The 13,607-nt window shown below is 55.8% G+C and carries 11 protein-coding genes and 1 pseudogene; 10 read left to right on the top strand and 2 right to left on the bottom strand.

Features of this window, described 5'->3' with window-relative positions:
* From MA07_RS04840 to MA07_RS04880, 10 genes and pseudogenes are all read left to right on the top strand, one after another.
* A partial coding sequence (locus MA07_RS04840; RefSeq protein ID WP_036347678.1) for a recombinase family protein occupies nucleotides 1-1,425 on the top strand: 1,425 nt, incomplete at its 5' end.
* A 43-nt stretch (nucleotides 1,426-1,468) separates the two neighbouring features.
* Nucleotides 1,469-1,624: pseudogene (locus tag MA07_RS30725) on the top strand (IS630 family transposase); the annotation flags it as partial.
* A gap of 444 nt (nucleotides 1,625-2,068) precedes the next feature.
* The gene (locus MA07_RS04845; RefSeq protein WP_036347680.1) at nucleotides 2,069-3,010 is read left to right on the top strand and encodes a glycosyltransferase; all 942 of its coding nucleotides are present in this window, start codon (nucleotides 2,069-2,071) and stop codon (nucleotides 3,008-3,010) included.
* A gap of 71 nt (nucleotides 3,011-3,081) precedes the next feature.
* Nucleotides 3,082-3,996 carry a glycosyltransferase gene (locus MA07_RS04850; protein ID WP_244445159.1) on the top strand — a complete coding sequence of 305 codons (915 nt, stop codon included), beginning with the start codon at nucleotides 3,082-3,084 and terminating at the stop codon, nucleotides 3,994-3,996.
* On the top strand, nucleotides 3,989-5,086 hold the full coding sequence (locus MA07_RS28615) for a Gfo/Idh/MocA family oxidoreductase (protein WP_081928779.1): 1,098 nt from the start codon (nucleotides 3,989-3,991) through the stop codon (nucleotides 5,084-5,086). The genes MA07_RS04850 and MA07_RS28615 overlap by 8 nt, the downstream gene beginning before the upstream one ends.
* Nucleotides 5,083-6,165 carry an NAD-dependent epimerase/dehydratase family protein gene (locus MA07_RS04860; protein WP_036347685.1) on the top strand — a complete coding sequence of 361 codons (1,083 nt, stop codon included), beginning with the start codon at nucleotides 5,083-5,085 and terminating at the stop codon, nucleotides 6,163-6,165. Before MA07_RS28615 ends, MA07_RS04860 begins: the two co-directional genes overlap by 4 nt.
* Nucleotides 6,166-6,291: 126 nt before the next feature.
* A complete protein-coding gene (locus tag MA07_RS28620; RefSeq protein WP_152568725.1) occupies nucleotides 6,292-7,830 on the top strand; it encodes a glycosyltransferase in 1,539 nt (512 codons plus the stop codon).
* On the top strand, nucleotides 7,778-8,812 hold the full coding sequence (locus tag MA07_RS28625) for a polysaccharide deacetylase family protein (RefSeq protein ID WP_160195384.1): 1,035 nt from the start codon (nucleotides 7,778-7,780) through the stop codon (nucleotides 8,810-8,812). Before MA07_RS28620 ends, MA07_RS28625 begins: the two co-directional genes overlap by 53 nt.
* Before the next feature lie 46 nt (nucleotides 8,813-8,858).
* Complete coding sequence (locus MA07_RS04875) at nucleotides 8,859-9,734, top strand: glycosyltransferase family 2 protein (protein ID WP_052002846.1); 876 nt, start codon at nucleotides 8,859-8,861, stop codon at nucleotides 9,732-9,734.
* Nucleotides 9,734-10,660 (top strand): glycosyltransferase, encoded by a 927-nt coding sequence (locus MA07_RS04880; RefSeq protein WP_052002847.1) that lies wholly within the window; start codon nucleotides 9,734-9,736, stop codon nucleotides 10,658-10,660. Before MA07_RS04875 ends, MA07_RS04880 begins: the two co-directional genes overlap by 1 nt.
* 541 nt (nucleotides 10,661-11,201) lie before the next feature.
* Here the strand turns inward: MA07_RS04880 and MA07_RS28630 are convergent.
* Together MA07_RS28630 and MA07_RS04885 are read right to left on the bottom strand one after the other, a co-directional pair.
* Complete coding sequence (locus MA07_RS28630) at nucleotides 11,202-12,434, bottom strand: ABC transporter ATP-binding protein (RefSeq protein WP_081928782.1); 1,233 nt, start codon at nucleotides 12,432-12,434, stop codon at nucleotides 11,202-11,204.
* A 6-nt stretch (nucleotides 12,435-12,440) separates the two neighbouring features.
* Nucleotides 12,441-13,328, bottom strand: a complete 888-nt coding sequence (locus tag MA07_RS04885) for an ABC transporter permease (RefSeq protein ID WP_160195385.1) — start codon at nucleotides 13,326-13,328, stop codon at nucleotides 12,441-12,443.
* Between the last annotated feature and the right edge of the window lie 279 nt (nucleotides 13,329-13,607).

Consider the following 13,607-nt stretch of genomic DNA (forward strand, 5'->3'; position numbering starts at 1 on the left):
GTCAGCGGTGTGCTGCGCTATCTCGTTGACCACGACCTTCGCCTGCCGGATCGCATTCGCCGCGGGCCGCACAAAGGAGAGGTGCACTGGACCCGGCCCAACGGGCAGACGCTGCGCGACATGTTGCGCAACCCGCTCTATGCCGGCGCCTATGTCTATGGCCGCCGCACCTATGACGGCCGCCTGCGCCGGCCCGGCCAGCCGCACAGCGGCAAACGCTTCCTGCGCGATCCAAAGGCCTGGAAGGTTCTGCACCGAGGCATGCGTCCGGCCTACATTGATTGGGACACCTTCGAGCGGAACCAGGAGCAGATGGCCGCCAATCGCGCCCGCCACACCGGCCTTCCCCGCGGCGGTCCCGCGCTGCTCGGCGGGCTGGTGGCCTGCGGGGTCTGTGGCCGGCGCATGTGCGTCACCTACAACGACGATGGCCGGGAGGCGCGGTATTCCTGCAATCAGATGGCGACGACCTACGGCGCGCCCCAGTGCCAGTCGATCAGTGCCCGCCCGGTGGATGAGCATGTCAGTGCCCTGATGCTGGAAGCGCTCTCGCCGTCGGCGATTGAGGTCAGCCTGCAGGTGGCCGAGGATCTCGAGCTGGAGCGCCAGCAACGACGGCGGCACTGGAAGCAGCGGCTGGAACGGGCAATCTACGAGGCGGATCTGGCCCGCCGGCGCTATGAGGCGGTCGACCCGTCCAACCGCCTCGTCGCCCGCACCCTGGAGCGGGACTGGGAAGCCGCGCCGGCCGCCCACCAGACGCCGGAGAGTGAGCACCACCGGGTCCTGGCCTGCGAGCCGGACCCGCTGACGCCCGAGGAACCGGCAGCCGTGCACTGCCTGGCCGAGGACATTCCGGCCCTGTGGAGCGCCGCATCCACAACGGCGCGCGACCGGCAGACGATCGCGCGGACCATGCTCGAACGCGTGGTAATCCATCTGCAGGGCGCGACCGAGCGGGCGGAGATCGCGTGCCACTGGGCCGGCGGCGTCATCACCCGGCATGCGGTGATCCGTCCGGTGCGGCGGTTCGAGCAGCTGGCGAACTTCGATCAGCTGCTGGCACGGGCGGTGGAGTTGCGGACGGCCGGTACCACGGCAGAGCAGATTGCTGCCATCCTGAACGCGGAGGGCTTTCGGCCGGCCAAGCGCAGCGCCTTCAACGCTCCGATGATCCGGCGCCTGCTGCAGCGGCACGGACACGGCACGACCCGGCCGATCTGGTCCGGGAAAGTGCCGCGTGCGGATGCTGAGGAAATGACCTTGCAGGAGGTGGCCGACCAACTCGGAACCCACTGGCAGACGGTGTACGGCTGGCTGCGGCGTGGCACGCTCAAGGGCCGGCTGGCTCAGGTGGGCAAACAACGCATTTGGCTGGTGAAGCTCGCGGATAGCCCCGCAGCTCGCATCAAGCCATCAGACTGAACGTCAACAGGAAGCAGTTATTGAGAGGCATTATGGCAAAACGATCGAGCAGGTCTTCTCCCAGATCAAAGCCCATCTGCGCAAAGCCGAAGCCCGAACCGTCGAGGCGCTCTGGCGGGCCATCGGCGACATCTGTGATCTCGTCGAGCCCGAGGCATGCCGTAACTACTTCACCGCGGCCGGATACGGATTCGTCTGAATGACCGGTGCTCTAGTAATTTGATGTGCTTGGTGAAGGACAGGGCTGGCAGCAGCTTATGAGATGTGCCTGTTTTGAAGCAACTGACCAGCAAAAACCCACCTTGAGCGGGGTTCAACAGCCTTCGCTAAGCGTCGACGGCGACGCCCCTACCACTGAATGCTGAACGATCTGCCGCCATGGGCTTGTGGCCCAGCCGCGGGCGCCCCTGGCTGGAAATTCGGTGTTTCGAGTAACTGACACATGATCTGCAGTTGCCAACAAGACGAGCACCGCACCCGTTACCTCCTATTGCACGCTGAAATTAATCATAAGAGTGATTTCAACTCGCGCCTATAGCCACGGCTGATGACTCAGGAGCCCATGGATTGTACATAGTATCGTGGAGCACGAGCCTCTCCTAGCTGTATAGGCATGTTGCTGCTGGATTGAACGAGCGGCGCTATGGCGAGGATATCTGAACCTGTCAGAGTTAGTGTCTTGGTGATTGCCTACAATCACGAGCGGTTCGTTCGTCATGCTCTCGAGAGTGTCATGGCACAGCAGACGGACTTTCCGTTCGAGGTCATCGTCAGCGAGGACGCGTCAACCGACAGAACACCACAAATCATACACTCTATCGCCCGGCGATGGCCAGGTCGGATCCATGTTCTTGAATCAAAGCGCAACCTGCGTTCCAATGAGGTAGTAGCGCGTGGACTCCGAGTGGCTCAAGGAAAGTACATTTCCTTGCTCGACGGTGACGATTTCTGGACGTCCACCTCGAAACTCCAGGCTCAAGCCTCTTTTCTGGACGAAAATCCGGATTGTGCAGCCGTATTTCATAATGCGTTAGTGGCCAACGGGGACGTGACTAGCCCGCAACGCTGGACGCCTTCTCACCAAAAAAAGTTCTCGAACCTCCACGATATCTGGTACGGCAATCCATTCGCGACCTGCGCTGGGATGCTGCGCCTCGCTCCTATCCAAGATGTTCCAGAGTGGTACGCCGCATTCTTCCCAATCACCGATTGGCCACTGTACATCTTATGTGCAGAGAAGGGTAAGATCGCCTTCCAGGATGAGGATGTTGGTGTCTATCGCATGCACGACGGGGGCATGTTTTCGTCACTGCCCAATGGACAAAAAAGAAAGCTAATATTCTCGTTCTACCGTCGGATGAACGAAGTGCTGAATTTCAAATACGATCGTATCGCACGAGAAGCCTGCTCCCGGTACTTCTACGATTGGTCCGTTGAATTCTCATCAAACGGCAAGATTAATCAGGCTTGGGAGTGTCTCTGGCGCGCTTCTTTAGGTGGTGGCGTCGGAGATTCAGTATCATACAGACAAGTGCTTGGTTTAGCGAAGCATCTTCTAGTTCAAAGGCTGTTGTCATCAACATGACTGGAGCAATTCAGTACCGCAGCACAGTGTCAGCTCTCGCGTCGGATGTGGAGCGTCCACTTTGGTCCGTGATGATCCCCACATATAACTGTGCTCAGTATTTAGGTGAGACCATCAGAAGCGTCTTGGATCAAGACCCAGGTCCAAACCTCATGCAAATTGAGGTGGTCGATGATAACTCCACCCAAGATGATCCAGCCGCTGTAGTAAGGTCTGTAGGGCAGGGGAGGGTTGGATTCTTCAAGCAAGCACGAAACGTCGGACATATTTCAAACTTTGAGACCTGCCTCAACCGCGCGCGGGGTCATCTGGTCCATATTCTGCATGGAGACGATTGCGTTCGGCCCAAATTTTACGAGAAGCTCGGACAAGGATTTGAGCTTGCTCCTGAAATCGGTGCAGCGTTCTGCAGGCAAGCCTTCGTCGATGCCTCAGGTCGAAGGTTGTCATTTTCTCCCTTAGAAGAACCCGCTGCGGGCATTCTCCCCAACGCGTTGCTTCGCCTGGCGCAGGAGCAGAGGATCATGACGCCCTCAATCGTTGTCAGGCGCGAGGTCTACGAACGACTTGGCGCGTTCGATCGGCGGCTGGCATGCAGTGAAGATTGGGAAATGTGGGTTCGCATCGCGGCGAATTATCCGATTTGGTACGAACCCGAGCCGCTCGCGCTATATCGACTTCATGACGCCTCTTCATCCGCGCGGCACCAACTCACAGCGGAGGATATGGCTTATACCCGGGCGGCAATCGAAATCTTCCGCGCCTACCTGCCGGACGCAATAAAGCCAACGGCAGAGCGACATGCTCGCAACGCCTATGCTCGTTCTGCGATTGCAGCAGCAGGTCAGATGTTGGAAAAGGGCGACGTCTCAGCATTCTTTGCGCAGCTTCGGGAGGCCCTTCTCTTCGAACATTCTTTTGACGTTCTGCTGCGTGCGGCACGAATGTTTGTTCGGTCCGGTATTCATAGGTTGCGTCATGGTTGAGTCATCTGACAGATGCACACCTGTGTCAGTGGCTATTGCTGGTTGTGGGGCTGTCACTCGGCTGTATTATGCGCCAGCTTTGGCGGCGCTTACAGCCGCTGGCAAGATTGAGCTCAAGGTCGCATTCGACCCCGATCGCACGAGTGCCGAAGCACTCTGCAGTCAGTTCAAAGCAGCAAGAGTCGCGGACACGTTTAGCGATTGTTTGAACGGCCCAGAGGTCCTTATTGTCGCTTCGCCGCCCCATTTTCACGCGGAACAGGTCACGGCAGCTCTCACAGCGGGCCTTCATGTTTTTTGTGAAAAGCCCTTAGCGACGAACAGCAGCGATGCTGACCGCATGTTGACTGCAGCCAAGCAAAGCAAGCGAATGCTCGGCGTAGGCCTCATACGCCGACATCTTCCAGCTGCTCGTATGATCCGTGACCTTCTAGCAGCTGACGTTTTGGGTCGTCCACGCCGCGTGCACTGCTTTGAAGGGGGGCCTATGAGTTGGCCCGTACACTCACCGGCATACTTTTCCCGCTCTCTTTCAGGCGGCGGCGTGCTCCAGGATGTCGGCACCCATGTGCTTGATCTTCTAACATGGTGGTTTGGACCGCCTCTAGCCGTCGACTACGAAGATGATTCTATGGGTGGTGTTGAGGCAAATTGTCGAGTGGTGCTCGATTATTCAGACTTCCAAGCAGTGGTGCGCTTGAGCCGTGATTGGCAGCAACCGAACCGCTGGTTTATCGAGGGTGAAAAGAGTTGGCTTGCTTGGAATGCCAACGACGGTCGCGACCTTGAACTTGGCACCTGCGGGGGAAGTCTCACCCTTAGTGCGGCACTCAAGTGCAACACATCAAATCCCCAACGCATGAGGGCCTCCCACCCGGTTCATGACTTTAATGCTTCCTTCGAAAATCAGATTGCCTCCTTCATCAACGCCGTCCATGGCGGAACCCACGCTCCCGTCCCCGGTGAAGTTGGCCTCGATGTGGTACGGATTATCGATCGGTGCTATGCCAACCGTAGGTTGATGCATATGCCATGGCTCTCGGATGCCGAGTTTTCACAGGCTTTAGCTCTCTCGGAAAACCTGACATGAGCCATACCATAGCTGTTCTTGGGGCCAATGGTTTCATCGGCGGACGGACGGTCGAGATGATGCGGCTACTCGGCTGGGCCGAGCCAAGGCCACTTGTCCGCCGTGCCGAGGCACTCGCCCACGTCTGCCGTTTCGCCCTTGATGCCCGGGTCGCTGATGCTCGAGACGAGACCGCTCTGCGGGCGGCCTTTCTCGGCTGCCAAACCGTACTACACGCTGTCGCTGGCGATCGCCACACGATTTTGGGAACGTTGGAACCTGTTTACCGAGCGGCCCACCAGGCTGGCGTAAAGCGGCTGATTTACTTGAGCACCGCGTCGGTCCATGGCCAAGATCCTGCACCCGGGACCGACGAAACCAGCCCGCTCTCAGACCGGCAGCCGATTGCCTATAACAACTTTAAGGTGCGTGCAGAAGCGCGGCTCTCTGCGTTGCGCCGCGCTGGGGACGTTGAAATCGTCATACTTCGTCCAGGTATTGTTCACGGCCCAAAGTCAGCTTGGACAGCGGGATTGGCAGATGAACTCCTCGCCGGGCAAGCGTACCTTGTCGGCGGTGGACGCGGCATATGCAACAGTATATACATCGACAATTTGGTGCATGCGATTCAGCTGGCTGCCAGGGCTCCACACATCGACGGCCAAGCTTTCTTGGTGAGCGATGCCGAACAGGTTACTTGGTGCGATCTGTGTCGGCCGATCGTGGAGGCGCTTGGATTCCGCATGGCGGATTTGCCAGATCCTCCTGTTGCAGCACCCCATCGTCCGCTGCTTAGCCGCCTCCGTCACACGCCAGAACTTGTCGCAGCCTATCGGAGGCTCCCAGAACCCATGCGGCACGCCTTGCGGGCCGGGTATGCCTCCTACCGGCTCCAGCGTGACAAGCCCGAAAAAAAAGCCCACGCCAGAAACCGGCTGGAGGCGAGCCACGAACGCGCGCTCCTCCACCAATGTGGCTACCGCTTACCCACGACACGAGCCAAGGAGCGCCTTGGCTTCGAACCAATCGTCACTTTTCCTGAGGCGGTGCGCAGGTCCGTTGCTTGGCTAAAATTTGCCGGGTATCCTGTAGTAGACTAACCCAATTCAAGGCTAGCGCTTCCTTGGAGATAGATCTTGTCCCACTCCCACCTGCCTGAGCCCAACTCTCAGGACCACGCAACCGGGTCGACGAGACGTGCGCAGCCCGCGGATACATCCGTTTCCGTGATCATAACCACTTTCAATGACTCTCATTATTTGGGCGATGCACTTGATAGTGTCGCTGCACAATCGGTAAAGCCAAAGGAAGTCATCGTTGTTGACGACGGATCGTCCGACGATCCCGCTGCCGTCACAGCCCGCTACCCAGATGTTCGTGTCATTCGGCAACCCAATCAAGGCTTAGCTGCGGCGCGTAATACTGGTCTGCGCGCGGCCAGTGGGCGCTATGTGCTCTTCCTTGATGCGGACGACATTTTGCTCTCGAAAGCCATTGAGGCGAACCTGCAGCAGTTTCAGGCAAACCCCTCTGCCGGATTCGTCTACGGCGCCTACCGATATGTGGACGAGCATCTGAACGTTCTGCACGTAGCAACTTTTCGTCCGATCGGAAACGACCCATACGCGGATTTCCTGAAAGAAAACTGCATCGGTATGCACGCGACCGTTCTTTACCAACGCGAATGCCTCGAAGCGATCGGAGGCTTCGATGCCAGCCTGAGGGCCTGTGAGGATTACGATGTTTATCTAAGGATGGCGCAGCGGTATTCCATCGCCTGTGCGCCTGAGTTGATTGCCGATTACAGGCGGCATGAGCGCAACATGTCGCACAACGCGCCGATGATGCTTGCTACGGCTCTTAAGGTGCTGCGGAAGCAAAAGGCCTACACAGGCTCCAACGAAAAATGGCGGAATGCACGCAGAACCGGGATCCTAAACATAAAGCAATATTACCTTCTGGAACATCTGCGGAGAGTTCGGAAAGCACTCAACCACGGCCACGAGCGACGGGCGATGGCCCGACAGACCATCAGCATGTTCAGCATGGCGCCTGGTTCACTTCTGACAGTTGGCCTGCGAGGGGCGCTGCGTGTCGCAGCGAAGCACCGGGACAAACGACCGCCACGCATGGGAGATCTCAGACGAACAGTACCTTTCAGCAATGAATTCGGCTACGATCGCGGAAAGCCGCTCGACCGCCACTATATAGAAGCCTTCCTGATGCAGAACGCCTCTGACATCAAGGGACGGGTCCTCGAGATTGGGGATAGTACCTACACAATGCAGTTTGGTGCTGAACGAGTGGCAACTGCCGACGTGTTAAACCGCTTCCCAGGAAACCCCCAAACAACGTTCCTCGGTGACCTAGCAGGTGAAAGCAATCTTCCGTCAGACACGTTCGACTGCGTTGTGCTAACCCAAACATTGCACCTCATCTACGACATGCAAGCCGCCGTTCGCACCCTTCTACGAGTGTTGCGTCCTGGAGGGGTACTCCTCATTACTGTGCCTTGGGTAAGCTCAATCGACCGTGGGGAATGGGGAGATTCCTGGTACTGGTCACTAACTCCGCGTGCACTCGACCGCCTCCTGAGCGAGCACTTCGGAAGTGATAATGTCAGCATTAATCATTACGGGAATGTGCTGGCTGCAACCGCGTTCTTGTATGGTCTCGCAGAGCATGAACTCACCCCCCAAGAACTCAATGTCCATGATCGTTTCTGCCCAGTCATTGTTGCAGGACGTGCAATCAAAAAGTTATAGCTTGATGAGAGGACTCGGGCGAGCACAGACTTTGCTGCGGCGACTTACGCGCCACGAGCGGCCAATCGTGTTGATGTATCATCGAGTCGCGGAAGTAGCCTGTGATCCCTGGCAACTTGCTGTGCGTCCGCATTACTTCGCTGATCATCTTAGAGTACTGACGAGTGAACGGAAGGTGGTACCACTGGCTTGGCTTGTGGACGAACTGCAGGAAGGCCGCATACCTTTGAGAAGTGCCGTGCTTACCTTTGATGATGGCTATGCAGATGTGTTTCATACAGCCAAGCCAATCTTGGAGGAGTATGACTGTCCTGCAACCGTATTCCTAACTACTGGGGCACTGGATACTCCTGGGTTTTGGTGGGACGTTCTTAGCCGTATTATCTTAGAAACGCCCACTCTCCCTCTAACGCTCAATTTCGAGGCTGGTGGCAACAGCCACCACTTTGGTTCCTGGCAGGTAGGGCAGCCCGGCGGAGTGCAAGACATCGCGGCGCGTGAAGCGTTACATACCGAGCTTTGGCGAGCATTGCGGCCGCTCGACCCAATTGAGCGCGATTCTGCTCTTGCTGAACTCGCTACATGGGCGGGAGTTGACGTCAGTCCCCGCAGCAGTGATCGTGTAATGACATCGCAGGAGGCTCGAGCATTGTCAGAGTCCCCGCTCATCAGCATTGGAGCGCATACAGTTACTCATCCATCCTTGCCGCTCATCCCGGATAACGACAAGAGGCGGGAGATTTGCGATAGCCGGATGGCATGCGAGCGCATTGTGGCGCACCCTATTCCAGGATTTGCCTATCCCTTCGGTGACCAGGATGATGCGAGCGTTTCGGCAGCCCGTGCAGCAGGGATCCAGTTCGCCTGCACAACCGATGCTGGCGTCATCACTCCCAAAACTGATCTCATGAAAATACCACGCATCTTGGCTGCCGACTGGAGCCAAGATGATTTCCGTCAAAATGTCCTAAGCTTCTGCTGAAAAAGGCTCTCCGCTCTGATCTTCTCGCCCTCAGGGTGTTCCGGACATGTCACCTCCTTCCCCATGCGTCAGCGTGATTATCATCGTCTTCAACGGTGAAGAATTCCTGCAGCAAGCCATCGTCAGCGTCATTAGCCAGACGTTTGTTGACTGGGAGCTGCTAATCGTTGACGACGGTTCCATGGATGGAAGCGCAAATATTGCGCAACGATACGCAGATCAAGATCCTCGCATTCAGGTTCTCTTCCATAGCGATCGGAAGAACCATGGCATGAGTGCTGCGCGAAACCTTGGGCTTGCCCATGCTCGGGGTGAGTTCGTTGGCTTCCTGGATGCCGATGATGTCTGGATGCCAGAGAAGCTTGCTGAGCAGATATCAATCTTAAAGGCTCAGCCAAGTGCTGGCATGGTCTATGGCCGCACGCTAATCTGGTCGTCTTGGGCGGACGGGGAGGGCAGCGACTTCTATTATGACCTTGGATTACCGCCTAACAAAATCTACGAACCGCCGATCCTGTTTCACGTCCTCCTTGCCAACAAATCTCAAACTCCAACAACATGTAATGCGCTTATCCGTGGCAGTCTCACCAGGCAGGTGGGTGGCTTTGGCGAGGCCTTCACGGGTATGTTTGAAGATCAAGTCTTCTTTTCAAAGGTGCTCCTCCGCGCTCCAACCTTCCTATCAGATCGCACTTGGGCGAAGTACCGGCGACACTCATCAAGTTGCTCTGCACAATCCGCAGCCGCGGGTGAGGATGAGAAAGCCAGGCTTGCCTTTCTAAAATGGTTGAACGCATACGCAGCCCGTGAGAACGTGCAAATTGGCACTCGGCTCCGAATCTGGAGGGAAGTGACGCGGTGCGGGAAAAAGGTCATTGCCAACCGTCTTCGACGATCGTTGAGCAATAGGATACTACCCTGATGCCTACGGTTTCAGTGATTACGCCATTTCTGAATGCCGAGCCATATCTTGAGGCTGCGATCGGGAGTGTCAAAGGACAAACTGAAACAGACTGGGAACTGCTTCTGATCGATGATGGTTCAACAGACAATAGTGTTGCGATCGCGCGGCGTGCTGCAGAACTGGATTCGAGAGTTCGTCTGTTATTCAACGCAGACGAGCAACGTGGTGCAGCAGCAGCTCGCAATCTAGGTCTTCAGCACGCCCAAGGCGACGTTGTATCGTTCCTAGACGCCGACGACCTTTATGAACCTGATGCCCTTGCAAGTGCTGTGGCTGCCTTTGAGGCCAATCACGAGGCCGCAATGGTTTATGGCCCATCACGCTGGTGGCATCCAGGCGATGAGGAGCAAGATTGGACCGAAAGCGTCGCGGACCTAGCCCAACGCCTTCACGATCCTCCTAGCTTGTTGACCCGTGTCATTCTCCTGCAACGGGGACATGTGCCTTGCACCTGCGGGGTTCTAATCCGGCGCAATGTTATCCAAACAGTGGGGGGGTTTGAAGAGCGCTTCCGGCTCTATGAAGATCAGAGTCTTTGGGTCAAGGTGTTTCTCCAATACCCCGTCTTTGTGACTACGACCTGCATGGCACGGTACAGGCAGCATTCAGGCTCGGTTTCAGCGTCAGCGAGCGAAAGTGGCGAGTATGACCGGCTTCAGCCTCACCCGGCTCGAATGGAGTTCCTGAAATGGGTATCATATTACGTAAAGAGCCAGCACGTATACAACCGGAAGCTTGAGCGGGCACTTCGCATTGCCCGCGCGTACTATGACGCGCCTCCAAGCTTGCAAAGAAAGATTGACCGGCTCGCAATCTTATTTCGCCACGTGGTCAACGAATTCTATGTGAGACTTAAACCTCGTCTTCGTAAACTGCTCCGTTGAAGAGGTAAAATTCACGATATAAAGCCGTCCTTGAGTCTGTTCTGGGCATAGGCGGCGTCCGCCGATCAAGTTCTGTCATCCCAGCCGCTGGCGACCCGGCACCGCAAGGCATGTGTCAGCCCCGCCCTATGCCAGAGCGCGGAGCGAATAGCTTCAGAGTGTATTGACGGACGGCTGATCGGCTCAATGTTGAACCACGGCTACGGCTTAGGCTCATCAAGATTTGACTGGCTGCGCTCTTGCTAGGCCGTGCGACGCTCCTCGAATGAGTGCCGACGGACCTTGCTCTGGTGCGTGCACTACCCACTAAAGCGCGTGTACGGCGCGCTTACAGTTGGCACTAGTCCCGCCTCGGCAATTTGATAGCCCCTCAAACTGCAAGACTGATCCGCCACGTGTCCCTGCGGGCCAATTGCTAGCTCATGCAGCGGCGTGACAATCCGAACACATTCGGTATGTTTTGACGAGAATGTCTATCGCCACCTGTTAACCGAGTTTCCTGTCGAACAACCTAAAAACTATTTAAGGCGCCGATAGAGGTTCAGCCTTCTTGAGACACTCTCGTCCATTGGTGTTGCATCGTCATATGTCCGTAACCCGGATATGCAATGACTGCTCTTCCTGCAAGCTGTCCCGCGTGGACGTCAAACACTGTGGCTCGTTCGACATGATCCTCCATAAGAGCACCAGACGAGTAGAGCCCAGCATTGATGTAGTACCGCCCTGGTACGAGTAGAAGTGGGGTGAACTCGCAGCGAAAATGAGAGCCAACCGAATCCACTTCCGAAATGTTGGCTGAGTCGAACGACGCTATAGCCTCCCCAACCTCATCACAGATTGTGAACGAGCAATCGACTTTGATGTCGGAACGGGAAATTTCAAAGGTAAGCACTGCGGGCGATCCAGCTACCAAGGCTCCCGTGGGTGAAGAGATATCGATGTGAGACAGTCTCACCCGGCCCTCACCAAGTCGATCTGTTCTGGCACTCAATCCGGCTGCCATTTGGGCATCTGTCCGTCGTAAATGGGCGCTGACTACATCGCTTGGAGATCCGTCAGCAGCCACTTTGCCACCGGAGATAAGAATTGCCCGTGTGCAAAGTTTCTGCACTGTACCGAGCTGATGACTTACAAGAATTACCGTGCGGCCGCTGTTACCTATAGTCTCAATACGATTGAGGCACTTCCTTTGAAATTCAGCGTCGCCAACCGCTAGGATTTCGTCAAGCACTAGAATTTCTGGTTGTATATGGGCTGCTACAGCAAATGCTAAGCGTAAATACATCCCGCTGGAGTATCGCTTGATGGGCGTGTCAATGAATTGTTCTACACCAGCAAAGTCAATAATCTGGTCTAGCTTCGCCGCGATTTCATGGCGCTTCATTCCGAGAATGGCGCCATTCAAGAAAATGTTTTCTCTGCCGGTTAACTCGGGATGGAACCCAGTTCCCACTTCGAGCAGCGCACCGAGACGACCGTAAACGGTCGCGCGCCCGCTCGTTGGCGAAACAATCCTTGCCAGAATTTTAAGGAGCGTACTCTTTCCTGCGCCATTAGCGCCAATTATGCCAAGAACTTCTCCTCTTTGGATGTCGAACGACACATCACTCAGTGCCCAAAATTCCGATGATTGTGAAGCGGTTTTGGATCTACCTTGAATAACCCGAGTTCCAAGTGAGGCCACGGCGTCCCGCAGAGTAGGGTGGCCATCTGTTCGACGACCGAGATGGTATTTTTTGGACAGGTGCTCGATCCGAACAGCTATATCGCTCATGATTGATCACACAATATCCGCAAAAATTCGCTCGCTGCGTTGAAAATAGTAGAGCCCGCCGAGCAGTATGGCGAGCGTACTTATCGCCGAGACTACAATCATCTCCGGATGAGGGGGTATATTCAACATGCACCACCGTACACCTTCGACAACGCCGGCCATTGGATTGAGCCCATAGACCAACCGCCAACTAGCTGGAATGAGACTGCTTGGGTACACCACAGGAGTAAGAAATAGCAGGATCTGGATGGCAAACGGCGTTATGTAGCCCACGTCGCGATACCTGACATGAGCGGCCGCCAGTGCAGCGCCGGCACCAAGTGCCGCAGCAATAGCAATCAGAAGGAAGAAGGGAAGAAAGACAATATTTAGCGAAACCGGTACCCCAAGGGCGAACATAACCAGGAGCAGAAGACCAAGACTGGTTAGTAGGTCCGTGACGCAGGAGAGGATCGCTGCCATTGGGATAATGAGCCGAGGAAAGTACACTCGTTTCAAAAGGTCGCGATTATTGGTGAGGCTCGACGAGGCACTCGCAAGCGCATGAGAAAAGTATCCCCACGGTAAGAGGCCTGCCAGCACAAACACAGAATAGGGAACTCCGTCAGAAGAAATGCCTGCAAGGCGACTAAAAACAAGACTGAAGACAACCATCGATGCTAGAGGCTGGAGGATTGCCCAGAGTAGCCCCAAAAATGTCTGGCGGTACCGAACTTTGAAATCGCGCCAGATCAGGAAATAAATTACGGTTCGAAACTGGAGAATCTCTAGAAGGTCTGAGGTATCGATGCTCTTCCGTGGCCTAATAATGATCGCGGGGTGCGCGGCTATCTTGGAGTGCGCGCCATCAATATTATTGCGCCGCTTTTTGTCGTCGATGGGACTTGAGCTCATGTTGTACGCCATTGAAGATTATACAGTTGAATAAGCTAGAGTTGAACGTCGATCATTGAGGCCTTTTTGATCGTGATGTCCTGTTCCCGATCCCACACGGAGAACTGTAGCGACAATACGAGCGCGGCGGTCAATCTACAAGGTAGAGCATCTCATACCGATTGAGCGACAGTTTGGCTCATCTACTAGACAATTTGATGTAGAATTCCCTTCCTTTCTTGTTGAAATTCCCAGTTCAGCACGATTTATGCATCAGGAGAGCGGGTGGTCACCTAAGCT

Source organism: Microvirga sp. BSC39 (assembly GCF_000739015.1).
Taxonomy (GTDB): Bacteria; Pseudomonadota; Alphaproteobacteria; order Rhizobiales; family Beijerinckiaceae; genus Microvirga.

Coding starts and splice junctions, on each gene's coding strand:
- MA07_RS04875 (WP_052002846.1), top strand. CDS start 8,859: ATGTCACCTCCTTCCCCATGCGTCAGCGTGATTATCATCGTCTTCAAC.
- MA07_RS04850 (WP_244445159.1), top strand. CDS start 3,082: ATGATCCCCACATATAACTGTGCTCAGTATTTAGGTGAGACCATCAGA.
- MA07_RS28625 (WP_160195384.1), top strand. CDS start 7,778: ATGATCGTTTCTGCCCAGTCATTGTTGCAGGACGTGCAATCAAAAAGT.
- MA07_RS28630 (WP_081928782.1), bottom strand. CDS start 12,434: ATGAGCGATATAGCTGTTCGGATCGAGCACCTGTCCAAAAAATACCAT.
- MA07_RS04885 (WP_160195385.1), bottom strand. CDS start 13,328: ATGAGCTCAAGTCCCATCGACGACAAAAAGCGGCGCAATAATATTGAT.
- MA07_RS28615 (WP_081928779.1), top strand. CDS start 3,989: ATGGTTGAGTCATCTGACAGATGCACACCTGTGTCAGTGGCTATTGCT.
- MA07_RS04880 (WP_052002847.1), top strand. CDS start 9,734: ATGCCTACGGTTTCAGTGATTACGCCATTTCTGAATGCCGAGCCATAT.
- MA07_RS04860 (WP_036347685.1), top strand. CDS start 5,083: ATGAGCCATACCATAGCTGTTCTTGGGGCCAATGGTTTCATCGGCGGA.
- MA07_RS04845 (WP_036347680.1), top strand. CDS start 2,069: ATGGCGAGGATATCTGAACCTGTCAGAGTTAGTGTCTTGGTGATTGCC.